The sequence below is a fragment of the Streptomyces rubellomurinus genome (assembly GCF_000961885.1).
GTDB lineage: Bacteria > Actinomycetota > Actinomycetes > Streptomycetales > Streptomycetaceae > Kitasatospora > Kitasatospora rubellomurina.
On record NZ_JZKH01000009.1, the window covers coordinates 74,508 to 100,048 of the forward strand.

Annotated in this window: 20 protein-coding genes and 1 pseudogene; 10 read left to right on the plus strand and 11 right to left on the minus strand. The window is 75.4% G+C overall.

Features of this window, described 5'->3' with window-relative positions:
- Positions 1 to 146: 146 nt before the first annotated feature.
- The 4 genes and pseudogenes from VM95_RS07030 to VM95_RS45095 all read left to right on the plus strand — a co-directional run.
- Positions 147 to 899 (plus strand): annotated as a pseudogene (locus VM95_RS07030) (MHYT domain-containing protein); the annotation flags it as partial.
- 371 nt (positions 900 to 1,270) lie between these two features.
- Positions 1,271 to 1,708 (plus strand): roadblock/LC7 domain-containing protein, encoded by a 438-nt coding sequence (locus tag VM95_RS07035; protein WP_045693153.1) that lies wholly within the window; start codon positions 1,271 to 1,273, stop codon positions 1,706 to 1,708.
- A 174-nt stretch (positions 1,709 to 1,882) separates the two neighbouring features.
- Positions 1,883 to 2,503, plus strand: coding sequence for a DUF742 domain-containing protein (locus VM95_RS40020; protein ID WP_244178660.1), 621 nt, complete (start codon positions 1,883 to 1,885; stop codon positions 2,501 to 2,503).
- Positions 2,504 to 2,713: 210 nt separating this feature from the next.
- The gene (locus tag VM95_RS45095; protein WP_045693154.1) at positions 2,714 to 3,706 is read left to right on the plus strand and encodes a hypothetical protein; all 993 of its coding nucleotides are present in this window, start codon (positions 2,714 to 2,716) and stop codon (positions 3,704 to 3,706) included.
- 200 nt (positions 3,707 to 3,906) lie between these two features.
- Here the strand turns inward: VM95_RS45095 and VM95_RS07050 are convergent, their stop codons facing one another.
- On the minus strand, positions 3,907 to 5,292 hold the full coding sequence (locus tag VM95_RS07050; protein WP_045693155.1) for a cation:dicarboxylate symporter family transporter: 1,386 nt from the start codon (positions 5,290 to 5,292) through the stop codon (positions 3,907 to 3,909).
- 206 nt (positions 5,293 to 5,498) lie between these two features.
- Between VM95_RS07050 and VM95_RS07055 the strand changes: the two genes are divergently transcribed.
- From VM95_RS07055 to VM95_RS07070, 4 genes are all read left to right on the plus strand, one after another.
- The gene (locus tag VM95_RS07055; protein WP_063773461.1) at positions 5,499 to 7,268 is read left to right on the plus strand and encodes a sensor histidine kinase; all 1,770 of its coding nucleotides are present in this window, start codon (positions 5,499 to 5,501) and stop codon (positions 7,266 to 7,268) included.
- Entirely contained in the window at positions 7,265 to 7,987 is a 723-nt protein-coding gene (locus tag VM95_RS07060; protein WP_045693156.1) for a response regulator, read from the plus strand. Before VM95_RS07055 ends, VM95_RS07060 begins: the two co-directional genes overlap by 4 nt.
- A 253-nt stretch (positions 7,988 to 8,240) precedes the next feature.
- Positions 8,241 to 9,704, plus strand: coding sequence for a diaminobutyrate--2-oxoglutarate transaminase (locus VM95_RS07065; protein ID WP_078859657.1), 1,464 nt, complete (start codon positions 8,241 to 8,243; stop codon positions 9,702 to 9,704).
- Positions 9,705 to 9,790: 86 nt separating this feature from the next.
- Positions 9,791 to 11,281 (plus strand): pyridoxal phosphate-dependent decarboxylase family protein, encoded by a 1,491-nt coding sequence (locus VM95_RS07070; protein ID WP_244178655.1) that lies wholly within the window; start codon positions 9,791 to 9,793, stop codon positions 11,279 to 11,281.
- A gap of 87 nt (positions 11,282 to 11,368) precedes the next feature.
- Here the strand turns inward: VM95_RS07070 and VM95_RS07075 are convergent, their stop codons facing one another.
- From VM95_RS07075 to VM95_RS07120, 10 genes are all read right to left on the minus strand, one after another.
- Entirely contained in the window at positions 11,369 to 12,166 is a 798-nt protein-coding gene (locus VM95_RS07075; RefSeq protein ID WP_045693218.1) for an inositol monophosphatase family protein, read from the minus strand.
- A 243-nt stretch (positions 12,167 to 12,409) separates the two neighbouring features.
- On the minus strand, positions 12,410 to 13,615 hold the full coding sequence (locus tag VM95_RS07080; protein WP_045693157.1) for a type III PLP-dependent enzyme: 1,206 nt from the start codon (positions 13,613 to 13,615) through the stop codon (positions 12,410 to 12,412).
- Positions 13,612 to 15,402 carry an IucA/IucC family protein gene (locus VM95_RS07085; protein WP_045693158.1) on the minus strand — a complete coding sequence of 597 codons (1,791 nt, stop codon included), beginning with the start codon at positions 15,400 to 15,402 and terminating at the stop codon, positions 13,612 to 13,614. Before VM95_RS07085 ends, VM95_RS07080 begins: the two co-directional genes overlap by 4 nt.
- Positions 15,399 to 16,616, minus strand: coding sequence for an MFS transporter (locus VM95_RS07090; RefSeq protein WP_045693159.1), 1,218 nt, complete (start codon positions 16,614 to 16,616; stop codon positions 15,399 to 15,401). The genes VM95_RS07085 and VM95_RS07090 overlap by 4 nt, the downstream gene beginning before the upstream one ends.
- The gene (locus tag VM95_RS07095; protein ID WP_045693160.1) at positions 16,613 to 18,406 is read right to left on the minus strand and encodes an IucA/IucC family protein; all 1,794 of its coding nucleotides are present in this window, start codon (positions 18,404 to 18,406) and stop codon (positions 16,613 to 16,615) included. Before VM95_RS07095 ends, VM95_RS07090 begins: the two co-directional genes overlap by 4 nt.
- A complete protein-coding gene (locus VM95_RS07100; RefSeq protein WP_045693161.1) occupies positions 18,403 to 19,602 on the minus strand; it encodes an ATP-grasp domain-containing protein in 1,200 nt (399 codons plus the stop codon). The genes VM95_RS07095 and VM95_RS07100 overlap by 4 nt, the downstream gene beginning before the upstream one ends.
- Before the next feature lie 160 nt (positions 19,603 to 19,762).
- A complete protein-coding gene (locus tag VM95_RS07105) occupies positions 19,763 to 20,770 on the minus strand; it encodes an ABC transporter substrate-binding protein (RefSeq protein ID WP_045693162.1) in 1,008 nt (335 codons plus the stop codon).
- A 74-nt stretch (positions 20,771 to 20,844) separates the two neighbouring features.
- Positions 20,845 to 21,681 carry an ABC transporter ATP-binding protein gene (locus tag VM95_RS07110; protein WP_045693163.1) on the minus strand — a complete coding sequence of 279 codons (837 nt, stop codon included), beginning with the start codon at positions 21,679 to 21,681 and terminating at the stop codon, positions 20,845 to 20,847.
- On the minus strand, positions 21,681 to 22,694 hold the full coding sequence (locus tag VM95_RS07115; RefSeq protein ID WP_045693219.1) for a FecCD family ABC transporter permease: 1,014 nt from the start codon (positions 22,692 to 22,694) through the stop codon (positions 21,681 to 21,683). The genes VM95_RS07110 and VM95_RS07115 overlap by 1 nt, the downstream gene beginning before the upstream one ends.
- A 17-nt stretch (positions 22,695 to 22,711) precedes the next feature.
- A complete protein-coding gene (locus VM95_RS07120; RefSeq protein ID WP_425265288.1) occupies positions 22,712 to 23,677 on the minus strand; it encodes a FecCD family ABC transporter permease in 966 nt (321 codons plus the stop codon).
- Between the two features lie 367 nt (positions 23,678 to 24,044).
- Here VM95_RS07120 and VM95_RS07125 point away from each other — a divergent pair, with 367 nt between their 5' ends.
- Together VM95_RS07125 and VM95_RS07130 are read left to right on the plus strand one after the other, a co-directional pair.
- On the plus strand, positions 24,045 to 24,893 hold the full coding sequence (locus VM95_RS07125; protein ID WP_045693164.1) for a (2Fe-2S)-binding protein: 849 nt from the start codon (positions 24,045 to 24,047) through the stop codon (positions 24,891 to 24,893).
- 122 nt (positions 24,894 to 25,015) lie between these two features.
- Positions 25,016 to 25,417: a VOC family protein gene (locus tag VM95_RS07130; protein WP_045693165.1), complete on the plus strand. Its 402-nt coding sequence runs from the start codon at positions 25,016 to 25,018 to the stop codon at positions 25,415 to 25,417.
- The last annotated feature ends 124 nt before the right edge of the window (positions 25,418 to 25,541 follow it).

The window sequence follows — 25,541 nt, forward strand, 5'->3', positions numbered from 1 at the left end:
GAAAGCGCACATGCGTACGGCATATGACGGGCCGTCAGGATGCCCTGCGGCCGTCCGTCGCCGGCGGCCGCGTGCAGTCCGCCCGGCCCGGGGAGCCCGGGCGCGCCGCGTACCGCCCCGGGCCCGACCGGCCGACCGGAGGTCCGATGGGCACCCTCAAGCACGTCAGCTTCGGCTGGCTGACACCCGCCCTCTCGTACGTGATGGCCTGCGCCGGTGCCGCCCTCGGCCTGCGCTGCACCCTGCGAGGACTCGCGGCGAGCGGCGCCGCCCGCCGGAACTGGCTGGTCACGGCCGCCGCCGCGATCGGCTCCGGCATCTGGACGATGCACTTCGTCGCGATGTTCGGCTTCACCGTCGACGGCACCGAGCTGCGCTACAGCGTGCCGCTGACCGTGCTGAGCCTCGTCGTCGCCGTCCTGGTCACCGGCCTCGGCCTGGCCGTCGTCTGCTACGGCCGGCACCGCGGCCCGGCCCTGCTCGCCGGCGGCGTCACCACCGGGCTGGGCATCGCCGCGATGCACTACCTCGGCATGGCCGCCGTCCGGATGCACGGCGGCATGCGCTACGACGCCGGCACCGTCGCCCTGTCGGTGCTCGTCGCGGTCGGCGCCGCCACCGCCGCACTCTGGGCGGCCGTCAGCATCCGCAACGTGTACGCGGCCGTCGCCGCCTCGCTGGCCATGGGCCTCGCCGTCAGCTGCATGCACTACACCGGCATGGCCGCCGTCCACGTCCGGCTGGACCCCGACCGGGCCGGCCTCGGCGGCGTCGGCCCGATGGAGTTCGTCTTCCCGCTCGCGGTCGGCCTCGGCTCCTTCCTCTTCCTCGCCTCCGCCTTCGTCGCGCTGTCCCCGACCGCCCAGGAGCGGGCCGGCTACCGCGAGGCGGGCGAGCTGGCCCTCGAGGAGTTCCCCACCCGGCCCACGTACCAACCGGGCGGTGAGGGTGGGGAGTTGCCGCGCCGGGTGCGGCAGGCGAGCCTGGCGCCGCAGCTGCGGGAGGCGCCCGCCCGTCCGGACCCGGGTGCCCGCCGGGGTGGACCGGCGCCGCTCGGCGGCCGCAGCCCGGAGGCGGTGCGGGCCGCGATGTCCGCCTTCCAGAGCGGGTGGGCGCGCGGCTCCCGACCGTCCGGCCACGCGGCCGAACGCCCCCACCGAAGAACGGAGTTCGACGCGGCCTCCGGTCCGGGGAGGGGATCCGGGCACCGCCCGGACGGCGGATCGGACGACCGCTTCCAGCACCCGCATCGAACCGAAGGAGAGACATCGTGATCGGCACCAACCACCGCGCGGGCGAGCTGGACCGGCTTCTCGACGAGCTGGTCCAGCGTGCCCTGGAGGTCCGCGTCGCCGTGCTCCTCTCCGTGGACGGCCTGGCCATCGGCGCCTCGGCCGGACTCGAACGGGAGGACGGCGAGCACCTGGCGGCCGTCGCCTCCGGCTTCCACAGCCTGGCCGAGGGCGCCGGCCGGCACTTCGGCGCGGGCGAAGTCCGGCAGACCATGGTCGAGTTGGAGGGCGGCTACCTGCTGATCGCGGCCGCCGGGGAAGGCACCTGCCTGGCCGTCTTCGCCACCGCGCGCGCCGACCTCGGCCTGATCGCCTACGAGATGGCCAGGATGGTCCGCCGGGTCGGGGAGCACCTGGGCACCGCACCCCGCGCGGTGCGCGGCGGGTCCGGCGGGTCCGCCGGGTCCGGCGAATGAGCCCGGACCAGCCCCGCCCGCAGCGGCAGTGGCAGCGCCGGCCGGAGCGCCCGCGATGACGAACGGTGCCGCGCACCGGGCCCGCTGGCACGACGAGGACGCCGGCCCGGTCGTCCGCCCGTACGCCGTCACCCCGAGCCGCCGGTCGGCCCGGAACAGGTCCGCATCCTCACCCTGTGCCGCGGCACGCCGCAGTCGGTGGCCGAACTCGCCGCCGACCTCGACCTCTCGGTGGGCGTGGTGCGGGTGCTGCTCGGCGACCTGCCGGCGGCCGGGCTCATCCGGGTCAACCGCCCCGCCCCGCCCGCTCGCCCTGCTCCCCGACGAGCGCATCCTCCAGGAGGTCGTCCACGGACTCCGCGCACTGCGGGCGGCCGCATCACCATCCGCGAGGGCCTGTCCCGCTACCTGTTCGGCACCCCGGGGAAGGACCGGTTCTGGTTCCTCCGGGGCGAGTTGGCGCAGGGCGCACTCGGCGCCGTCGTGCCCGCCGACACCCGCCGGCCGGCCGGCTGCTTCCCGGCCGGCTGCTTCCCGGCCGGCTGCTTCCCGGCCGTCGACTTCTTCGAGCACCGGGGCATCCCGTTCGTGGTCGCGGTGAACCGTTTCGCCGGAACGCGCGAGTACGGCCCGGCGGAGGTCGACCGCGCGCTGGACCTGGACCCCGGCACCCCGGTGGTCCTGTGCGACGCGCGCCGCCGGGCCTCCGACAAGGAGGTGCTGATCAACCTGGTCGAGCATGCGGGCCGGGTGCCCGCCGCCCGCCTGCTCGCGGACGGCTCGCCGTCCGGCTGAGACCGAACGCCGAGCCCGACCGGTTCCTGCCGAGCGGTCGTCCACGAAGGTGCCGGCCAGGCCGCACCGCGCGGACGGCCGGCGGCGCGCCGTCCTCGAACGCGAGGACGAACGCGAGGCACGAGCGCGAGCACGGCGGCGGCCCGCTTCGACGCACCGAGCCGACGGCAAGTCGGCTGATGCGCCGCCCCGGCCCGTACGCTGAAAATCGTGATCACGTACGAGGACCACCGCCTGCGCGCCCTGGCCGACGACGGCCGCTGGCCCGAGCTGCTGGCCGCCTACCGGCAGTGCCGGGCGGCCGCCGTGGAGCGGGCCGGCGAGGCGACCGCGGCGGCGTTGACCGCGCCGCTCGGGCACCTGATCGCCTACTCGGCGCCGCCGGAGCTGGCCGTCCGGCTGTTCGACGCGGACGGCGGCCCGGGGGCGGCCGCCGGGGTCGCGGACCACGACGCCGGGCCGCTGTGGGAGGTGCTGGCGACCAGGCACTCCTGGCTCCGGCTGGCCCCGCTGCTCGGCCCGGCCGCGGTGCGGCGGCTGGTCGCGCACACCCGGGTGCTGCTGGGCGAGGACCTCTCGTACGGGGCCGAGCCGGACGGCGAGGGCGTGCCGCTGTGCCTGGAGCCGTGGGAGGCGGCCGGCTGGGAGGAGGGCGCGCGGGTGCGCGAGTACCTGCCGTGCGGGGGCGCGCGCAGTGCGTTGCTGACCCTGCCGGCCGACCGGGAGGGCCTGGGCGTGGTCGAACTGCCGGACCCGGCCGACCGGTTGGGCGGCCAGCGGGCGGCCCGGGCCTCGGCCGCGACGGCGGCGCTGGCCGAGCTGGCGCCGTGGGCGGAGGCGGTCTGCGTGCGCGGTCCGGCCCCGCTGGCGGCGGCCCGGGTGGCGGTGGCGGCCCGGGGGGAGTACGGCCGTCGGGTCGTCGGCGGGTACCTGCCGTTCGCGCTGGTCTGCCCGGCGCTGGTGCAGGCGGCCGCCGCCGGGCGGGCGCGGGGCAGCGCGCACGGGCGGCTGGCGCTGTGGCGGGCGCTCGGCGCGATGGCGGGCGCGGGCGGCCCGGACCGGGCGGAGGTGAACGCTCTGGTGGCCCGGATGCGCTGCTTCACTTGGCTGGAGCCGGCGGCCGGGCTGCGGCACCTGCACGTGGCGCTGGAGGACCCGGCGAGCGGGGTGGCCTGGGCGCTCAGCGGGTCGGAGGAGCTGTAGGCGGGGCGGGAGGAGCTGTAGGCGGGGCGGGAGGAGCTGTGGCCAGGACGCGGGAGGGCCGGTCGCCGGCCTGGCAGAAGCTGTAGCCGGATCGGCCCGCCCTGCGACGGGGTGGGCCGATCCGGCTGTGGGGGAGCCCCGGTCCGGCGCCGTTCTTCCGGGGTGGGGGACGGCGCCGGACCGGGGAGCGTGCGGGCCGCTCAGGCGGCCACCGGGGCAGGGGCCGCGTCGGGGTTGGCCGGGGCCTGGGGCGCCGGGTGGCCGCCGGCGCTGTCGATCAGCGTCTGCTCGTCGAACGGCACCTCGCCCGCCAGCACCCGCTGGGCGCGCTCGGCGTCCAGCTCGCCGGTCCAGCGGCCGATCAGCACGGTGGCGACGGCGTTGCCCGCGAAGTTGGTGAGCGCCCGGGCCTCGGACATGAACCGGTCGATGCCGACGATCAGCCCGACGCCGTCCACCAGGGCCGGCTTGTGGGACTGCAGCCCGCCCGCGAGGGTGGCCAGCCCGGCGCCGGTCACGCCGGCCGCGCCCTTGCTCGCGATCACCATGAAGACGAGCAGCGACAGCTGCTCGCCGATCCCCATCGGCTTGTCCATCGCCTCGGAGATGAAGATCGACGACATGGTGAGGTAGATCGCGGTGCCGTCGAGGTTGAAGCTGTAGCCGGTAGGCACGGTGATGCCGACGACGGGGCGGCTGACGCCCAGGTGCTCCATCTTGGCGATCAGGCGGGGCAGCGCGCTCTCCGAGGAGGAGGTCGAGAGGATCAGCAGGAACTCGCGGCCGAGGTACTTGAGTAGCGCGAACACGTTGATCCCGGCGACCAGGCGCAGCAGCGCGCCCAGCACCACGACGACGAACAGCGCGCAGGTCAGGTAGAAGCCGACCATGATCACGGCGAGGCTCTTCAGCGCGGCGGTGCCGGTGGCCCCGACCACGGCGGCCATCGCGCCGAACGCACCGATCGGCGCCACCCACATGATCATCGACATGATCCGGAAGACCAGCTTCTGCACGTGCTCGATCCCGCGCAGCACCGGGGCGCCGGCCGGGCCCATCGCCTGGAGGGCGAAGCCGGCGAGCAGCGCGACCAGCAGGGTCTGCAGCACCTTGCCCTCGGTGACGGCCGAGAACAGGGTGGTGGGGATCATCCCGAGCAGGAAGTCGGTGGTCGACTGGGCGCCGCCGGCCGCCGCCTGGGCGTGGCCGGACTTGGCGAGCGCGGCGGTCAGGTGCAGGCCGCCGCCGGGCTCCAGCAGGTTGCCGACGACCAGGCCGATGGCGAGCGCGACCGTCGACATGACCAGGAAGTAGCCGAGCGCGAGGCCGCCGACCTTGCCGACCTTCGCCGCCTTGGTGACCGAGCCGATGCCGAGCACGATGGTGCAGAAGATGACCGGGCTGATCATCATCTTGATCAGGTTGACGAACCCGGTGCCGACCGGCTTCAGCTCCGTCGCGAAGCCGGGTGCGGCCAAGCCCACCACCACGCCCGCGACCACGGCCGCGATCACGGCGAGGTAGAGGTAGTGGGTGCGGTCCTTGCGTCTGGGTCCCCCCGCCGGTGCGGCTCCAGCGATCGACATCTGCGGCTCCTTCGCCCTGCAGTCCTGGCGGCCCCGGGTGGTGGGCCGATCCGACTATCGGGCCTGCGCGTGATCCGGGTCACGTTTGCGGTCATAAAGTTCTCCGGCGCCTCGGCCGCACCGCGTGCCGCGTGCCGCGCCCCGGGGGCGTCGGGCCCGTCGCACGCCGGGGTCGCCGCGCGGCCCCGTGGTGCACACTGGCAGGCATGCCCGTGCCGCCCCCCGCCCCCGCTCCCGCGCGCCGCCGTCGCCCCCGCGCGCCGCGCGGGCTGGTCCGCAGCCTGGCCGGGCAGCTGTTCGTCGTCCAGGTGGTCATCGTCGCCGCCGTGGTCGCGGGCGGCGCGGTGCTCGCCTACCTGTTCACCGCCCGGAGCACCGAGGACGCCGCCCGCCGCCAGGTGACCGTCGTCGCGCACGCCGTCGCCGACGCGCCGACCGTCCGCACCGCCGTCACCGGGCCCGACCCGACCGCCGTCCTCCAGCCGTACGCCGAGCAGGTCCGCGTCGACACCGGGGTCTCCTTCATCACCGTCATGGACACCACGGGCGTGCGCTGGACCCACCCGCGGCCCGAGCAGATCGGCCGGCCGTACCTCGGGCACATCGACTGGGCGCTCGCCGGGCAGACCCGCAGCGAGACGTACACCGGCACGCTCGGCCCGTCCGTCCGGGTGGTCACCCCCGTGCTGGACGACCGGAACCGGGTGATCGCGCTGGTCAGCGTCGGCCTCACGCTGGACTCCATCTCCGAGCGGCTCAGCGGACCGCTGCTCGCCCTGGTCGGCGTCGCGGCCGGCGCGCTCGCGCTCGGCGGGCTCGGCACCTACCTCGCCAACTCCCGGCTGCGGCGGCACACCCACGGCATGGGCCCGGCCGAGCTGAGCCACCTCTACGAGTACCACCAGGCCACCCTGCGCTCGGTGCGCGAGGGGCTGATCCTGCTCGACCGCGCGCACCGGGTCGTGCTGTGCAACGACGCAGCCCGCGAACTGCTCGGCCTGGAGGGCGAGTTGGACGGGCGGCCGGTCGACGGCCTGGGCCTGCCGGAGGCCCTGGTGACGGCCGTCCTCGGCGCCGAGCCGGTCCGCGACGAGGTGCACCTGACCGCCGAGCGGGTCGTCGTGCTCAACACCTCCACCATCGGCACCGGCCTCGGCCGGGTCGTCACCCTCCGCGACCACACCGAACTGCAGGCGCTCAGCGGCGAACTGGACTCGGTGCGCGGCTTCACCGACGCGCTCGGCGCCCAGGCCCACGAGGCCGCCAACCGGCTGCACGCCGTCGTCTCGCTGATCGAACTCGGCCGCCACGAACAGGCGGTGGAGTTCGCCACCGCCGAACTCGCCCTCGCCCAGCAGCTCACCGACCGGGTCGTCGCCGCGGTCGGCGAACCCGTGCTGGCCGCGCTGCTGCTCGGCAAGGCCGCCCAGGCGGCCGAACGCGGCGTCGAGTTGACCCTCACCGAGGACAGCCGGATCGACGACGGCGTGCTGCCGCCCGGGCTCTCCGCCCGGGACCTGATCACCGTGCTCGGCAACCTGATCGACAACGCCGTCGACGCCGCCATCGCCGGCGCCGCGCACAGCCCGGTGCCGCCGGAGGTCACCGTCACCGCCCGGATCGAGGGCGGCGACGCCCCCGACGCCCGCCTGCTGCTGCGGGTCGCCGACACCGGCGCCGGCATCGACCCGGCCGCCGTCGAGGACGTCTTCCGGCGCGGTTGGAGCACCAAGCAGGACGGGCACGGGCACGGCCTCGGGCTCGCCCTGGTCGCCCAGGCCGCCCGGCGCAACGGCGGCACCGTCGAGGTCGGGCGCGAGCGCGGCGCGGTGCTCACGGTGCGGCTGCCGCTGGCCGGGCGGGGGCGCGGGGGCGAGGGGGCCGGTGGGGGTTCTGGCGAGGGGGCTGGTGAGGGGCTCGGCGAAGGGCTTGGCGAGGGAGCTTCCGCCGGGGAGCGGGCAGGGGTGTCGACGTGACGGGCGGCGCCGGGGCGCGGCCGGGGATCTCCGTCCTGGTCGTCGAGGACGACCCGGTGGCCGCCGCCGCGCACACCCTCTACGTCGCGCGCGAGCCCGGCTTCCACGCCGCCGGGACCGTCCACAGCTGCGCCGACGCGCTGCGCTTCCTGGAGCGCGCCCGCGCCGCCGGCACACCCGTCGACCTCACCCTGCTCGACCTCTACCTGCCGGACGGCCACGGCCTCCAGCTCTGCCGCACGCTGCGCGCCGCCGGCCACGCCACCGACGTCATCGCGGTGACCTCGGCGCGCGACCTCGCCATGGTCCGGCAGGCCGTCTCGGCGGGCGTCGTGCAGTACCTGCTGAAACCGTTCAGCGCCGCCGCCCTGCACGACCGGCTCGAACGCTACGCCCGCTACCGCGCGAGTCTCGGGCGCAGCGGCGAGGCGACCGGCCAGGAGGAGGTCGACCAGGCGCTCGCCCTGCTGCGCACCTCCGAGCGCAGCACCCTGCCGAAGGGGCTGAGCGCGCCCACCCTGGAGACCGTCGCGGCCGTGCTGCGCGAGGCGGCGACCGGGCTGTCGGCGGCCGCGGCGGGCACCGCCGCCGGGGTGTCCCGGATCACCGCGCGGCGCTACCTCGAACACCTGGTGGACACCGGGCGCGCCGTGCGGGAGCCGCAGTACGGGAGCGTCGGGCGGCCGGAGCTGTGCTACCGGTGGACGGGGAAGGCGTGACGTCCGGTCGGTGAGCCTGTCGGTGATCCGGTCGGTGGGCCTGTCGGTGATCCGGTCGGTGGGCCCGCCGGTGATCCGGTCGGTGGGCCGGGCGGTGATTCGGCCCGGCGGAGGCCGTGACCTCTTGGCGCCGTGCTCGTTGGCAGAACCGGGGGAGGTTCACTCGCGCGGGTGGTTCTGGGTGCCCCGCGGGCATCGTGCCAGGTCAAGGGCTATAAAGTTAGGCTTACCTAACTTCCTTTGGGGGTCCGTCTTGTCGCTCGCCGCCGTACCCGCCCAGGCCGCCTCCGGGGCCCCCGCCAACGGAGCCGCGGCCGCCCCCGGCGAGGCCATCCTGCGGCGCCAGCGCGTCCGCGAGTCCGCCGCCCGCACGTACGCCCGGTCCTTCCCCATCGTCCCCGTCCGCGCCCACGGCATGACCGTCGAAGGCGCGGACGGGCGGCGCTACCTCGACTGCCTCTCCGGCGCCGGCACGCTCGCGCTCGGCCACAACCACCCCGTGGTGCTGGAGGCGATCCGCCGCACCCTCGACAGCGGCGCCCCGCTGCACCTGCTCGACCTCGCCACCGCCGAGAAGGACGACTTCACCAGCGCCCTCTTCGAGAGCCTGCCCGCCGAGTTCGCCGCCCGCGCCCGGATCCACTTCTGCGGACCGGCCGGCACCGACGCCGTCGAGGCCGCGCTCAAGCTGATGCAGACCGCCACCGGCCGCTCCGGCGCGCTCGCCTTCACCGGCGCCTACCACGGCATGACCGCCGGCGCCCTCGCCCTCACCGGCAACGTCGCCGTCAAGGAACCGCTGCCCGGCGGCGGCGAGGTCGTCCGGCTGCCCTACCCGTACGGCTACCGCTGCCCGTTCGGGATCGGCGGCGAGGCCGGCGCCGACCTCGCCGCCACCTACGTGGAACGACTGCTCGACGACCCCTCCGGCGGTGTCGTCCCGCCCGCCGCGATGGTCCTGGAGGCCGTCCAGGGCGAGGGCGGCGTCGTCCCCGCGCCGGACGGCTGGCTGCGCGCGATGCGCCGGATCACCGCCGAACGCGGCATCCCGCTGATCGTCGACGAGGTGCAGACCGGCGTCGGCCGCACCGGCGCGATGTGGGCCGTCGAACACAGCGGCATCGTCCCGGACGCCATGGTGCTCTCCAAGGCCATCGGCGGCAGCCTGCCGCTCGCCGTCGTGGTCTACCGCGAGGACTACGACGGCTGGCGGCCCGGCGCCCACACCGGCACCTTCCGCGGCAACACCCTCGCCATGGCCGCCGGGGCCGCCACCCTGCGCCACGTCGCCGCCCACGGCCTCGCCGACCGGGCCGCCGTGCTCGGCGAACGGATGACCGCACGGCTGCGCGCCCTCGCCGCCGAACTGCCCGTCATCGGCGACGTGCGCGGGCGCGGGCTGATGCTCGGCGTCGAACTCGTCGACCCCGCCGCCGAACCCGACACCTGCGGCGCCCGCCCGGCCGACCCCGCGCTCGCCGTCCGCGTCCGCGAGGCCTGCCTGGCGCGCGGGCTGATCGTCGAACTCGGCGGCCGCCACGACGCGGTGCTGCGGCTGCTCCCGCCGCTCACCATCACCGACGAGCAGGTCGAGGCGGTGCTCGACCGGCTCGGCGACGCCATCGCGGCCGCTGCGGCGGCCGTCCCGGCGGGTGCGGTTGGCGCGGTGGGTGCGGTAGGTGCCGCGGGTGCGGCGGGCACGCGGAGGGAACGGTGAGCGGCGGGACCGGCTCCGGCTCCGGTTCGGGTCCCGGTTCGGGCTCCGGCTCGGGCTCCGGCTCGGGGCGCGGTCCGGAGGGCGGTGTGCCCGAACTGCCCGACAGTGCCGTCCCGTTGGACGCCCTCGCCGGCGGTGCGGGCGGGCCCGGCGCGCTCGCGCCGCTGCTCGCCACCGTCCTCGACGCGCTCGAAGCCGGCATCGTGCTGCGCGCCGGACCGCTGCCCGCCGGCAGCCCCGCCGAGATCACCGCCCTGGTCGCCGACGCCCTCGCCGGCGCGGGCGGCCGCGACGCGCTCGCCCGGCTCACCGAACTCCTCGCCTACGGCGCAGCCGACCCCGCCGACCCGGCCTGCGCCGCCCACCTGCACTGCCCGCCGCTCGCCGTCGCCGCCGCCGCCGACCTCGCCGTCAGCGCCCTCAACCCCTCCCAGGACTCCTGGGACCAGGCCCCCGCCGCCACCGCCCTCGAAACCGCGGTGCTCGCCGAACTCGCCGCCCTCGTCGGCTACGAACCCCAGCGCGCGGCCGGCGTCCTCACCTCCGGCGGCACCGAGTCCAACCTGATGGGACTGATGCTCGCGCGCGACCAGAAACTCGACGGCATCGTCGAGTTGGACGGCATCCCGGCCGGCGTCCGCCCCTGCATCCTCGCCTCCGAGGCCGCGCACTTCTCCGTCCAACGCGCCGCCGCACTCCTCGGACTCGGCGAACGGGCCGTCGTCCCCGTCGCCGTCGACCGGCAACTGCGCATGCGCGAGGACGAGTTGGAACGCGCCATGGCCGAGGCCAGCTGGGCCGGCCGCACCCCCGTCGCCGTCGTCGCCACCGCCGGCACCACCGACACCGGCGCCGTCGACCCGCTGCACGCCGCCGCCGACCTCGCCGGCCGCTACGGCGCCTGGCTGCACGTCGATGCCGCGTACGGCGGCGGCGCCCTGCTCTCCGACCGGCTCGCCCCGCTCCTCGACGGCATCGCCCGCGCCGACTCCGTCTCCCTCGACTGGCACAAACTCGGCTGGCAGCCCGCCGCCGCCGGAATCTTCCTCGTCCGGCGCGCCGAGACCTACGTCTCCCTCGCCCGCCGCGCCGAGTACCTCAACCCCGTCGACGACGAACGGGCCGGCTACCCCAGCCTGCTCGGCCGCTCCCTGCGCACCACCCGCCGGGCCGACGCCTTCAAACTCGCCGTCACCCTGCGCACCCTGGGCCGCGACGGACTCGGCCGCCTGGTCGACGCCTGCCACGACCTCGCGCGCGCCGCCGCCGACGCCGTCCGCGCCGAACCGCTGCTCGAACTCCACGCCGAACCGGTGCTCACCGCCCTGCTGTTCCGCTACCGGCCGCCGGGCCTCGCCGACCAGGCCGTCGACGACCTGAACGGGCAGCTGCGCCGACTGCTGCTGCGCTCGGGCCGGGCCGTCGTCGGGCGCACCGAACTGCCCGGCGAAGGGCCGGGCCGGGTGCGGCTCAAGCTGACGCTGCTCAATCCGCACACCACGGTCGGCGAGGTCGGCGCGCTGCTGCGCGACGTGGTGGGGGCGGGGCGCAAGGTCGCGGGGGAGCGGGCCGGCTGAGGCCGGGCGGGTCGCTCGGTGACGGCCGGGGCGGGTCGGGCCCGGCGGGCTGGCCGGTCGGGGTCGCGGTCGGGGTCGGGGCCGGGGTCAGTCGGCCATGAGGACGGCGCGGGTGAGCTCCCAGGTCGCCGGGTCGGCGGCCACCAGGAGGCCGTCCTCGCATCCGGGGGCCTCGGGGCGGTAGGCGGAGCCGTCCATCCGGGCCGAGACGCCGCCGGCCTCGGTGACCAGCAGCGAGCCGGGGGCGTGGTCCCAGGGCAGGGTGCGCCAGTAGAAGATGAAGTCGAACCGGCCGTCCGCGACACCCGGGTACTCGATCCCGGCGGCACTGCGGCCGGGATCGACCTCGCCGAACGCCGCGCAGTTGGCCTCCAGGCGGTGGCGGTGCTCCGGGTCCACGAAGCGGCTCTTCAGGATGCCCGACAGCTTCCCGGCGTCGGCGGGTGCGGGCGGACGGGACAGGCGCTCGCCGTCCCGCCAGGCGCCGGAGCCGAGCTCCGCCCGGTAGCAGGCCGCGAACTCGGGCTGCCAGATCCACGAGGCGACCGTCCGCCCGCTGCGCACCAGCGAGCACATCACGGCGTAGTCGGGGCGGCCGGCCACGAAGTTGGACGTGCCGTCCACCGGGTCGACCAGCCAGACCGCCGGCTCGGAGCGCAGGGCCAGCGCGAGCGACGGGTCGGCGGCGACGGCCTCCTCCCCGACCACCGGGACGGGCAGCAGCTCGCGCAGCCGCCGCGTGATGATCGCCTCGGCGTCGCGGTCGGCGACGGTGACCAGCTCGCCGGGGGCCTTCTCCATCACCTCGCCGGAGGCCAGTGCCCGGAAGCGCGGTTCCACCGCCTCGGCCGACGCCTCGGCGAGTATCTCCGCCACCCTGTCCATCAGCACCTTCGCGCTCCCTTCGCCGGTACCACTTTCGCACGTACGAGCGGAGGGGGGTGGTGGCGGGCCGAGGGCGGTGGGGTGGGGGGTGGGTGACAGCGAACAGGTTTCAGCGTTCAGATTTCAGATAACAGATGTTGAAAGCTGTTATCTGAAATCTGTTCGCTGTTCGTTGTTCGCCGTCTGTCGTCCGCTGTTCGTGGGGGCCGCTGGCCGCCGGCCGTCTCGTCGTTGGCCCAGGGGTCACTCGCCCAGGTAGTGGAATCCCGGGTGCGGGTGCATCAGGAACTCGTGGTGCGAGATGTTCCAGGCGTACGCCCCCGCCATGGCGAACAGCACGCGGTCCGCCGTCCGCAGTCCGTCCGCTTCCTTCGCCGCCCGGGCCAGGACGTCCTTCGGGGTGCAGAGCTGCCCGGCCAGGGTGGCGCGGCCGGTGGTGACCGCGGGGCGCGGCCACGGGTGCGGCCAGGCGTCGACCGGCAGCACCTCGAACGGCTGCGAGTGCCCCCGGGTGGCGGGGGTGCGCAGGTGGTGGGTGCCGCCGCGGACCACCGCGAAGTCCTCGCCGTGGCTGCGCTTCACGTCCAGGACCTCCGTGGCGTACCAGCCGCAGTGCGCGGTCAGCGCCCGGCCCGGTTCGGTCCGCAGGCGCAGCCCCGGGTGGGCGTCGAGCAGCTTGGCCAGGCCCTCGCCGAAGGCCGTCCAGTCGAAGCGCGCCGCCGGGTCGTCGTAGTCGACGGCCATGCCGCCGCCGATGTTGACCTCCTCCAGAGGGAAGCCGTGCCGGTCGGCCAGTGCCGCCGACCACTCGACGATACGCTCGGCGACGGCCAGTTGCTCCGCCGCGGCGAGTCCGCTGGCCAGGTGGGCGTGCACCCCGCGCAGCAGCAGCTGCCGGCCGAGCGGGCCGCCGCCGGTGAGCAGCCGGACGCACTCCTCGGCCTGATCCGGGTCGAGGCCGAACGGCGTCGGCCGCCCGCCCATCGCCAGCGCCACCGCGTCCAACGCGCCTTCGCCGACCGGCAGGTTGACCCGTAGCAGCACGTCCACCGTCCGAGCCTGCGGCCGGTCGGCGAGTGCGGCGGCGAGCCGGTGCAGCTCCTGCTCGCTCTCGACGTGCCAGCGGTGCACACCGGCGTCCAGGGCGGCGGCGATCTCAGCCGGGGTCTTGCCGGGCCCGCCGAAGGCCAGCGGTGCGCCCGGCACGGCAGCCCGAACGTGCGCCAACTCCCCGCCGCTGGAGACCTCGTAGCCGTCCACCGCGTCGCGCAGCGCGCGCAGCAGTGGCGCCCCCGGGTTGGCCTTGGCGGCGTAGTACAGCTCGACCCGCTCGGGCAGGGCGGTCCGGACGGCGGCGGCGTGTTCGCGCAGCGCCGTCAAGTCGTAGATGTAGGCCGGGAGTTCCTCGGCGGTGAGGCCGGTGGCGTGGTGGCGGACGGAGTCGGTCATCGGGTGGCGCTCCCGGCGGAGGGGTGGGCGGGCATGCGGGCGGCCTCGGCGAGAACGGAGCCGGCCAGCGGCGAGGGCAGTCGGACGTAGCCGGCCTCGCGGTCGGCGCGGCGCTCCCAGCGGGTCAGCAGGTTGGCCTTCGCGGGCAGCGGGACACCGGCCAGCAGCGCCCGCAGCCGAGGCGGGCGGCCGTGCGCGGCGGCGAACTCCTCGAGGGTGTCCCGGACGGCCTGCCAGAGCCTGCCCTCCAGCTCGGGGCGCAAGTCGGCCAGTGCGGCCAGGAGTTCGGCGGCGTGGTTGACCAGCAGGCAGTAGACCACCCGGTCCCAGCCGCGCTCGGCGTCGTAGGTCATCGGGCCGGCGACCTCGGGCGGCAGGGCGGCGAGCAGGCCGGCGTTGTGCTCGGGGACGAGCTTGGTGCCCTCCAGGTCGCGGAACAGCACCTGGGCGGGGCGTCCGGTGTCGTCGACGCCGATGAGCACGTTCTGCAGGTGCGGCTCCAGCACCACGCCGTGGTCGAAGTAGGCCGCCAGCACCGGCGGGACGAGCAGCCGCAGGTAGTCGCGCCACCATTCGAGCACCGAAGACGCGTCCGAACTCCCGTCCAGCAGGCGGGAGATGTGCGCGGAGCTGGTCGGGTACTCGTCGGCGACGGCGGCCGCGAGCAGCGGGGTGACGCCGGGGCGCAGCACGTCGCCGAGGCCGTCGCGCACGATCAGGCCGAAGCCCTCGAACAGTGCCAGGTCGGAGCGGCCGTCCGGGCCGGGCAGGGCGAGGGTGCGGAAGGCGGGCTCGCGCAGCATCGCGGCGTCCGGGAAGCGCCGGGCGAGGTCGGTGAGCACCGGGGCGAGCAGCCGGGTGAGGGTGACGGCGCCGGTCAGCTCGTACGCGGCGTTCTTGCGCAGGCAGTTGGTGATGCGCACGTCGAGGCTGAACTTGAGGAAGGCGTCCGCGCCGTGCAGGGTGCGCACCGAGGCGGTGGCGGTGAAGCGCTCGCCGCGCGGGCCGAGGTCCAGGACGTCGCCGCTGCGCAGGGCGCGGCGCAGCAGCGGGTGGTCGCCGATCAGCTGGTACTGCCACGGGTGGGCGGGCAACAGGCGGTAGCCGGCCGGGACTTCGCCGAGACCGTCGAGCAGGGCGGTGGCCCGGTCGTCGGCGGACTCCTCGGCGAGCAGGTCGGCGCGCACCGCGAGGTGGCGCAGCGGGAAGGCGGCGCGGGACTCCGGGGCGTAGTCGCGCCAGTCGCCCCGGGCGGCGGAACGGGACTTGGGTGCGGGGTGGAAGCGGTGGCCGAACAGCAGGGCCTGCTCGGACTCCAGGTACCGGTCGGTGCGGGCGGCCCCCGTCCCGGCGTCATCGGGGCGGTCGGCCTCGGGACGGTCGGTCAGGCCCGCGCGGACGCCGTCGTGGCTGGACGCCACCTGGGCGATGAACTCCTCGTTCGCGGTGCCGGTGCGCAGCTCCAGTTCGTGCTGGACGTGCTCGGCGAGCGTGCGCCAGTCCAACTCGCGCCAGCCGTCCGGGGTTTCCTCGGAGACCGGCCCGGTGAAGCGGTGTGCGCCGAGCAGCGAGGTGCGGCGCAGGGCGACTCGCAGCAGGGTGCCGCGGCGAGGCAGGCGCAGCAGCAGGCGGCCGTCGTCCACGGCGGTCTGGTGCTCGGGCGCGGACACCTCGCGCAGCAGGCAGTTGAGCAGGGTGTGGGCCACCGCCTCGTCGGCGGAGGGGAGTTCGGGAGTGGCGGGGAGTCCGGCGGTGGCGGACTGCGGGAGTGCCGTACGGGTGGTCATCGGGTGCTCCTACGGGTCAGGAGGGCGAGGAGGGCGGCGGCCAGGGCGGCGACGGTGCCGGTGACGACGGGGGCGGCCGGTCCGCCGCTGCTGTTGACCAGCGCGGCGGCGAGCCCGGCGGCGACGGCGCCGCACTTGGAGACGGTCTCGCGGGTGCCGAACATCCGGCCCGGCGCGCGGCCGCGGGCGGCCTCGGCGGCGAGGACGGCGAGGCAGACCAGGCCGAGGGTCATGCCGAGCCCGAGTGCCGCCCGGGTGAGGACGAAGGCGGGCAGGGAGTGGGCGGGGGCATGTCCGGCCAGACCGAGGGCGACCAGGGCGAAGCCGAGGGCGAGGCCGGTGCGGGGTCTCGCCTGGACGGCGGCGTGCACCCGCCCGGCGGCGACCAGATAGACCAGGTGCGGCAGCGCGAAGAGGATCCCCGCGACCGCGGCTCCTGCGCCCGGCAGCCGCTCGTGCACCAGGGTGATCAAGTAGGGGAAGGAGATCACGGTGGCGAAGACGAACGCGAACTCGAAGGTGTAGAGCAGCTTGAGCGAGCCCGGCGGGTCGCCCGCGCGTTCGGCGCGGACCCCGGCCCTGCTGGCGGTGGCGGTGGCGGTGGCGGTGGCGGTGGCGGCCTGGCGGGTCGGCTCGGGCAGGAAGCCGAGCAGCACCGCGGCGGTCAGCGGCAGGACCGCCATCACGAGGTACTGCCGGTGCGGGTCGATCCACGGCGACAGCGCGCCCACCAGGATCGGCGCGGCGACCAGGGCGGCCCGGGCGCTGCCCTGCATCAGGGTGAGCGCCTTGGACAGGTGGGCGCCGTCCAGGGCGGCGGCGAGGTAGCCGTTGGTGGCGGAGAAGGTGCCGCCGAGGAAGCCCTGGAGCACCAGCGCGCAGGTGAACGCGGGCAGGCTGTCGGCGGCTCCGGCGAGCAGGAACGAGACGGTGAGGCCGAGTTGGGCGCGCAGGAGCAGCCGCTTCTGGCCGAACCGGTCGGCCAGCCGGCCCCACAGCGGCGCGCCGAGGGCGGTGAAGACGGTCGGTGCGATGTAGAGCAGGCCCGCCCAGTGCCCGTCGCGGTCGCCGAGGCCGGGGAGGATCTCGCTGAGGTATGGCGGCAGGCCGAGGGCGGCGAAGGAGGCGACGAAGTAGCAGGCGGCGATGGCGTGCACCTGGCCGCGGTCCAGTGCGACGCCCGGTGCCCGCCGGGGCAGGGTGTCCAGGCTCATCGCGTACGGCTCTTCGGTAGCAGGTAGTTGGGGCCGTCGGTGTAGTGCTTGTTGATGTCGGCGGCTCCGCTGCGTTCCTTGCTGAGCAGCGTGCCGGCGCTCACCATGGCCTTGACCGGCAGCCGTTCGGCGTCCAGCAGGGCGGTCCGCAGCGGGCGGCCGGCCGGGCCCAGCCGGTCGATCGCCGTGGCGAGGGTGTCGCGCAGCAGCCCCAGGGTCCGCTCCAGCGGGGCGCGGCCGTGTTCGGCGAGGCCGAAGGCGAGGGAGGCTGTGCACAGGTGCCCGGTGATCGTGGTGAACAGGTCGGTGAGCGCGCGGTCCTGGTCGACGAGGATGCGGGGGTTGCGGAACTCGGCGGCCAGCGGGGCGAGTTCGTCGATGCCGCCGGTGCCGGTGCCGGTGGTGGTGCTGCCGGTCGTCAGCCGGGCGGTGTTGATCCGGGGGCCGTCGTTGTCCTTGTAGAGCAGCCGCAGGCCGGTCCCGTCGAGGACCAGGGAGGTGTTCTGCTGGTGCGACTCGAGGGCGATGCCGTGGCCGAACAGGGTGGTCTGCCAGTCGACCAGCAGCCGCAGCAGGTCCTCGTACAGGGCGAGGACGGAACCGCCGTAGAAGCGGTCGGCGAGGTGGTCGATCACCAGCCGCCCGCCGGGCGCCTCGGCGAGCAGGGCGGCCAGCGGCACGGTGACGGCGTCGTCCAGGCCGTCCGGGTACCGGCGGCAGAGGACGGCCAGCAACTCGTCGTCGGCGTGCGCGAAGTGCTGCTCGTCGGCGTGCAGCACCCGTCCGGTGAACTGCGGCTCGCGGGCGGCCACGGCCTCCACCAGGCGCTGCCCGACCGCCCCGTTGACCAGGGTGACGGGCTTGATGGTGCGCCGGTTGCGCAGGCCCAGGGTGGCGGTGGCGAGCGGGAGTTTGAGGTGCCAGGACGGGTCCTGGGCGACGGCGACGGTGCGCATCGACAGGGTCGGCAGCACCGTGAGGTATGGCTCCGGGGCGAGCACCGAGCCGGGGGCGATCCGCTCGAAGTCCTCGTCGGCGGTGAGCGGGTGGACCGGGACGGTGCGGAACTCGCCCGGTGCGCCCGGGACGCCCAGCTGTTCGGCGCTCGGCCACCAGGCGGGCAGCGGCCCGTCCCCGTGCACGGTCAGGTGCGCGGCCGGTACGGCAAGCCAGCGAAGTTCGAAGGAGGGGTGGAACTCCGGCGCGTACGCGCGAAGTTGCGGTTCACCCAGGCCGGCGCGGCCGCGCGCGGTCGGGTAGACCGGGTGGTCGAGGAAGGCGGCGAGGGCTTCGAAGCCGAGGGCGGCGTGCGGGCCGGTCCAGTCGGCGACGTCCGCGCCGTAGCGGGCGGCGAGGGCGGCGTGCACCTCGGGCCGTACCCGGTCGTGGAGTTCGGTGGTGGCGAGGGTCTGCCGGCACTCCTCGGCGAAGGCCCGGTGGCCGGGCCGGTCGAGCGGGTCGGCGCGGTCGGCGAGGAGGGCCAGGACGGCGGGCAGCTCGGTGAGCAGGACGCCGTCCGTCTCCAACTCCGGCCGCCGGGCGGCGTGGTCGCCCTGGAAGCCGTCCGGGGCGACGGGCAGGGCGAGCGTGCCGTCGCTCAACCAGGGGCCGTCCGCGCGGTGCTGGAGCACTCCACGGGTGCGCAGGCCGAGGACGTCCTCGCGCAGCAGCGCGGACAGGACGCGCAGGGTCAGCTGCTCCGCCGGAGTCCGGGCCGCGGGAGTGGTGGCCACGGCCGTGCGGGCCGCCGGGGCCGCCGGGGGCGTGTGGGCCGGGGCGGCGGGCTTCATGAGGCGATCTCCCAACGGTTGGCGGCGATGAAGTCCGCCACGGCGGCGTCCACCGCGCCCTGGTCCGGGCCGACCGCCCAGACGATGCCCAGGTAGTCGCGGTTGGTGCGGTAGAGGTCGTGCCGGGCGCCGATCTCGCGCACCGGCCGGTAGGAGAGGGTGACGCCGTCCGTCCGTCGCTCGAAGTGCGGCTCGGGTGCGGCGGTGAGGGTGCCGGCCCGGTCCGCGCAGACGCGCTCGTGCCGGGCCCGAAGGCCGGTGCGGGCGCCGAGGTCGGCGGGCAGGGCCTCGCCGAGGTGGGCGCGCAGGACCAGCTCGAAGTAGGGGAGTCGGAGGATCTCGGCGAGCATCAGGTCGCACTGGTCGCCGATGGCACGGTAGTTGACCTCGATGATGCGGGCACGGCCGTCCGGCTGGAGGACGAACTCGGTGTGGCAGGCGCCGAGTCCGACGCCGAGCGCGTCGAGCTGGGCGAGCACCTGGTCGACCACCGGGCGGGGGTGTGCCGGGGTGAAGGTCAGGACTTCCTCGATGAAGTCCGGCGGCGGGGAGAGCCGGGTGCGGAAGCCGCCCAGGACGTGCCGGGCGTGGCCGTCGCCGAGGGTCTCCAGGGTGCACAGTTCGCCGGCCAGGAACTCCTCGACGACCAGCGTGGCGGCGGGCCGCCGCTGCCGGATCTGCTCGACGCGCAGGGCGAGTTCGGCGGCGTCGGCGACCAGGGTGACGTCCTCGCTGGCGACGCCCTCGCGCGGCTTGACGATGCAGGGGAACGGCGGGGTGAGCCCGGCCGGATCCTGCCCGGGGGCCAGCTCGGCGGACCAGACGCGGTCCAGGCCGGTGTCGGCGAGGTGGCGGCGCAGCTCGCCCTTGTTCTTGGCCCGCAGCGAGGCCTTCCAGTCCTTGCCGGCGAGGCCGAAGTACTCGGCGACCAGCGCGGTCTGGGTCTGCAGGTGGTCGCTGTTGCTGAACACCGCGTCGGGCGTGTGGTGTTGGGAGATCGTTCCGATGACCTCGCGGAAGTCCTGGACGTCGCACTCCAGCACCTCGCACGCGAAGTCCGCGTCGGCGTAGGCGCGTCGGTGGTCCTCGACGTGGTCGGTGAGGACGGTGACGTCGAGGCCGAGCCGGGCGGCGGCGGGCAGGAAGCCGCGGGTGACCGAGTCGGTGGGGTTGAGGGCGAGCAGGTAGAGCCGCATGGGGTTTCCTCGGAGGCGTGGCAGGTGGAGCGGGCGGCGAGCAGCGGACGGTGGGGGGCAGCTGATGGCGGACGGCGAACAACGAACAGCTGACAGCTGACAGATAACAGATGTTGAAAGTTGAAAGCTGTCAGCTGTTAGTCGTCATTCGTCGGCGCCCCTACTTGGGCGCGTCGACCCCGGCGGCCTTGGCGATGTCGACGAGCATCGCGTCGGCGGCCTGGACGCCGATGCCGGACATCCAGGTCTCGTCCGGCACGTTGAAGACCTTGTTGTTCTTGACGGCGTTCAGGCCCTGCCAGACCGGGGTCTGCTGGACCTCGCTCTCCTTGGTCTTGGTCGGGTCGTCGGCGGTGGTGACGAACACCAGGTCGGCGTCGGCCTGGCCGATCTGCTCGGCACTGACCTCGATGATGTTCTTGTCGACGTCCTGCGCGGCCGGGCGGGTCAGGCCGACGTCCTTCAGGACCACGCCGCTGTAGGAGGACTTGGCGTACAGGCGGGTCGGCCCGGCGACGAAGCGGACCACCGAGGCGGTCGGCATCGTCCCGTTGTTCTTCGCCTTGATCGCCTCGCCCAGCTTCTTCGCGCGCGCCTCGTAGTCGGCGAGGGCCTTCTTCGCCTCGTCCTCCTTGCCGAGCGCCTGGGCGTACAGCGCGAGGTTGTCCTTCCACGGGAACCCGGTGGTCTCGGCGAGCACGGTCGGCGCGATCGCGTTCAGCTGGTCGTACACCTTGGCGTGGCGGACCTTGGAGGACAGGATCAGGTCGGGCTTGAGGGAGGCGATCAGCTCCAGGTTCGGCTCGTTCATCGGGCCGACGTCCTTGGTGTCCTTGATCTTGTCCTTGAGGTAGTTCGGGAACCCGCCCTCGGTCTTCATGTGCGGGGACACCGCGCCGACCGGCGTGATGCCGAGCAGCGTGACGTCGTCGAGCTCGCCGCTGTCCAGCACCACGACGCGCTTGGGCTGGGCCTTGATCTCGGCCGTGCCGGCGGCGTGCTTGACGCTGCGCGGGAACGCGGCGGCGGTGCCGGGCGCGGCGGAGGAGGATGCGGCGGCGGTGTCGCCTCCGGCCGACTTGTCGTCGCCCCCGCCGCTGCCGCAGGCGGCGAGCAGGGTGGTGGAGAGGGCGGCGGCGAGGACGGCGACGGGCAGTCGGCGGTTCATCGGGGATTCCTTGCGTCGGGAGAGCGGATCGAACGGGATCGAGCAGGGGGAACAGGACTACGGACGGGGGGAGTTCAGGAAGCAGCAGCAGCGGCGTTGCCGGCGCGGCGCCGGCCCCGGGGCACGACCAGCGGCGTGCCGGTCTCCGGGTCGGGCACCACCCGGCAGGGCACCTGGAAGACGGCCTCCACCAGCTCGGCGGTCAGCACCTCGGCGGGCGGCCCGGCGGCGGCGAGCCGCCCGTCCTTGAGCACCACCAGGTGGTCGGCGTACCGGGCGGCCTGCCCGAGGTCGTGCAGCACCATGACGACGGTGCGCCCGGCCTCGGCGTGCAGGTCGGAGACCAGGTCGAGCACGTCGAGCTGGTGCCGCAGGTCGAGGAAGGTGGTCGGTTCGTCGAGGAGCAGCAGGTCGGTCTCCTGGGCGAGCGCGAGCGCGATCCACACCCGCTGGCGCTGCCCGCCGGAGAGCCGGTCGACCTGCCGGTCGCGCAGTTCGGCGGTGCCGGTGCGCCGCAGCGCCTCCTCGACGGCGGCCTGGTCGGCCTTGCCCCACGGGCTGAGCATCCGCTGGTGCGGGTAGCGGCCGAGCCGGACCAGCGCCTCGACGGTGACGGCCTCGGGGGTGACGGGCTGCTGCGGCAGCAGGCCCATCCGCTTGGCGAGGTCGCGGGCGGGCATCCGGTGGATGTCGGCGCCGTCGAGGGTGACGGTGCCGGCGGCCGGGTCGAGCAGGCGGACGAGTCCGCGCAGCAGGGTGGACTTGCCGCAGGCGTTGGGCCCGACGATGGCGGTGACGGCGCCGCCGGGCAGCTCGAGGTCGAGCCCGTCGACGATGGTCCGCTCGCCGTAGCGCAGTCCGAGCCCGCGGGTGGCGAGCCGGTTGGCGGAGCCGGCGGTGGCGCTGGTCATCAGCTGCTCCTCTGGGGAAGCCGGCCCTGGCGGATCATCAGCACCAGGAGCCAGGGCGCGCCGAGGGTGGCGGTGACGGCACCGACCGGCAGCCCGTGGACGGGGATCACGTGGAGGACGAGGAGGTCGGCGGAGAGCAGCAGCACGGCGCCGGTGAGCGCGGTGAGGCCGAGGGTGCCGAGGGTGGGCGGTCCGGCGAGCAGCCGGACCAGGTGCGGGACGGCGAGGGCGACGAAGGCGACCGGCCCGGTGAGGGCGGCGGCGAGCGAGGCGAGCGTGATGGTGAGCAGCATCAGCCGGAGCCGGTCGCGGCCGGGGTCGAGGCCGAGGGCGCCGGCGGAGTCGTCGCCGAGGTCGAGGACGGCGACGCGGCGCCGGCTCAGGACCAGGCCGGCGGTGGTGAGCGCGATGGCGGTGCCGGCGGTCCACACCTCGGTCCAGTTGCGGCCGTACAGCGAGCCGGTGGTCCACTGCAGCGCGGAGGAGGCGAGCTCGGCCGGGAACCGTACGATCATCAGGTTCACGGCGGCGGCGAGGCCCTGCTGGACCGCCAGGCCGACCAGCACCAGCCGGGTGACGGCCATCTTCGAGCGCCAGGCGAAGCCGCCGAGCAGCAGCGCGGCGAGCAGTCCGCCGCCGACCGCGGCCAGCGGGATCAGCTGCTGGGAGGCGCCGGTGGCGAGCATCAGCACCGCGCCGAAGGACGCGCCGCCGGTGATGCCGATGGTGTCGGGGGCGGCCAGCGGGTTGCGGAACAGCCGCTGCAGCAGCGAGCCGGCCATCGCCAGCGCGGCGCCCGCGATCAGCGCGGACACCACCCGGGGTGCCCGGAACTGCTGCACCACCAGGACGTTGCCGGCGTCGCCCTGCCCGGCCAGGGCGCGCAGCGCGTCCCAGGCGGAGATGTTCACCCGGCCGGTGCCGAGGGCGATCCCGGTGAGCAGGACCAGCAGGGCGGCGGCGAGCACGGACCACGCGGCGGTGCGGGCCCGGCGGCGGGCGATCGCGCTCATCGGGGCGGTGGACGCGGTCACTTGGCCACCTTCCGGGCGAGCACGGCGAGCAGCGGCGCGCCGAGGAAGGCGGTCACGATGCCGACCTCGATCTCGGAGGGGCGCACCACGAGTCGGCCGAGCACGTCGGCGGTGAGCAGCAGCAGCGGACCGGTGATCAGGCAGCCGGGCAGCAGCCAGCGGTGGTCGTTGCCGAGCAGGGGGCGGACCAGGTGCGGCGCCGCCAGTCCGATGAACGCCACCGGTCCGGCGACGGCGACCGCGCTGCCCGCGAGCAGCACGACGGCCAGTCCGCCGACCAGCCGGATGCGGGCGACCGGCACGCCCAGCGACTGCGCGCTCTCGTCGCCGAGGGCGAGCGCGTTGAGCGCGGGCGCGACGGCGAACGCGGCCAGCAGGCCGAGGGCGAGGACCGGCAGGACGGGGGTGAGGGCGTCCAGGCGCCGCCCGGCGATCGAGCCGACCAGCCAGAACCGGGCCTCGTCGAGGGTGCGGTGGCTGGCCAGCATCAGTGCGGACGTCCAGGAGGTGAGCACCACGGTGAGCACGGTGCCGCCGAGCGCGAGCCGGACCGGGTCGAGGTCCCCGCCGCGCCGGGACATCGCGTACGCGGCGACGGCGGCGACGGCCGCGCCGGCGACGGCGAACCAGACGTACTCGACCGGTCGGGAGAGGTCCAGGGCGTAGATCGCGGCGACCACGGCGAGGCTCGCGCCGGCGTTGATGCCAAGGGTGATCGGCGAGGCCAGCGGGTTGCGGGTGACGCCCTGGGCGACGGCCCCGGCGATGCCGAGCGCGGCGCCGACCGCCAGCCCGATGAGGGTGCGCGGGACCCGAAGGCCCGTCACCACGTCGGCGTCGGTGCCGTGGGCGGAGCCGGTGAGGGCGTCGACGACGGTGGTCAGCGGGACGGAGCGGGAGCCGAGCGCGAGGCTCAGCGCGGCGCACAGCACCAGGGCGCACAGCCCGGCGACCAGCAGCAGGGGCCGCCGGACCGCCGAGGATCGGGGGGTCGCCGGGGCGGTGTCGCCCGGCGGGTCGGTTCTCAGCACGAGGAGACATATTAGGTTAGGTTTACCTAACTTCGTCAACCTCGGGTCGGACGCCTCCGGGGCTCTGACCTGGGAGCGCCCCTGGGTGGGGCGGGTGCGGTGGGCGTGGCGGGTGCGTCCCGGGTGGCCGGTGGTGCTCTTGAGGCATTGTAAGGTGAGGCTCACCTTAATCGATCATCCGGAGTCGATCTCGGGAGCGCCGATGACCCCCGGAACACCCCTGCCCTCGTCCCTGCCCTCGCCCGTGGCCGTCGGGTCCGCTGCGGCTGCCGTGTCGTCTGCGCCTGCCGCGCCTGCTGTGCCTGCTGCGCCTGTCGGGCCCGATGCGCTCGGTACGCCCCCGTCGCCCCCGTCGCCCGCGTCGCCGCCCGCTTCGACGGCCGACTACCGGCGCCTGCGCGAGCTCTGCCCCGCGCTCGACCTGCGCCTGCTCGGCCCCGCCGACCCCGACCCCGCCGCCGCGGACGGCTGGCACACCGGAGCCGAACTCGCCACCGACGAAAGGGCCCTGGCCGCCGCGCTGGCCGGGGAGGAGGACCGCATCGCGGCCGCCCACGGCCGCGCGCCGCGCCCCCACGTCACCGCCTCCCGGCTGCTCCACCACTACGCCTGGTCCGCCTGCCTGCTCATCGCCGGCCCCTGGCACCTGGCCCGCCAGGTCCCCGACCTCACCCCCGCCGACCTCTGGCTGCACACCCCCAGCGGCGACCTCGCGCTGCGCCCGCGCCCGCACCTCGCCCTCCCGCCGCTGCCGCCGCCCGGCGAGGACGAGCTGCGCGCCGAACTGCGCGCCGCCGTGGTCGCCCACCTCGAACCGCTGGTCGCCGCCTTCGCCGGGCCCACCCGCCGCCGCGACCGCGCCCTCTGGGGCATGGTCACCGACGACCTCGCCTCCGCCCTCTGGTACCTCGGCCGGATGCTCGGCGAGGAGGACGCCGCGGTGGCCGCCGCCGCGGCCGTCCTGCCCGGCGGCACCCTCCCGCTCCCCGGCGCCGCCGACTTCCGCCGCCTGCACACCCCGGACGGGCGCGCCCACCACACCCGCACCCGGCTCGGCTGCTGCCTCTACTACGCCGTCTCCCCGGCCGCCGAAGCCTGCCTGACCTGCCCGCGCACCTGCGACGAGGAGCGGCTGCGCAGGCTCTGACGGCGGGTCGGCCGCTCTCCGCTCTCCGCTCTCCGGTCGCCGCTGCCGCCTTCCTGGCCGTACCGGTCGCACCGGCCGTACCGGGCGGCCGGTTGTCAGTGTCGTGCGCTAGCGTCCCGTCCATGATCGATGCGACGACGCGGGTCCGGATCGCCCGCCCCTCCCGCGACCTGGCGGCCGCCGAGCGCTTCTACGTCGGCGGCCTCGGCCTCGACGTGCTGTGGCGCACCACCGAGCGGGTGCCCGGCGAGCACGACCTGCTGATGGTCGGTCCGCCCGGCGGCGCCTGGCACTTCGAGCTCACCCACGACCCGGAGCACCCGCTGGAACCGACCCCGACCGTGGACGACCTCTTCGTCGTCTACCTCGGCGCGCCCGCCGACGACGCCCTGGTCGCCCGGCTGGAGGCGGCCGGTGGCAGCCGCGTCCGGGCCCACAACCCGTACTGGGACGAGCACGGCGTCACGGTGTCCGACCCGGACGGCTACCGGCTGGTGCTCTGCTCCCGCGCCTGGGGCGCCTGACCGGGCCGGCCGCCGAACCGGCCGTCGCCGAACCGCCACCGGGCCGTCCCCGGCCGTCCGCCGCGGATTGTTGGCCTCGCGGCCACCCGCAGAACGGTCGGTGTTCGACCTTTCGTACGGCACG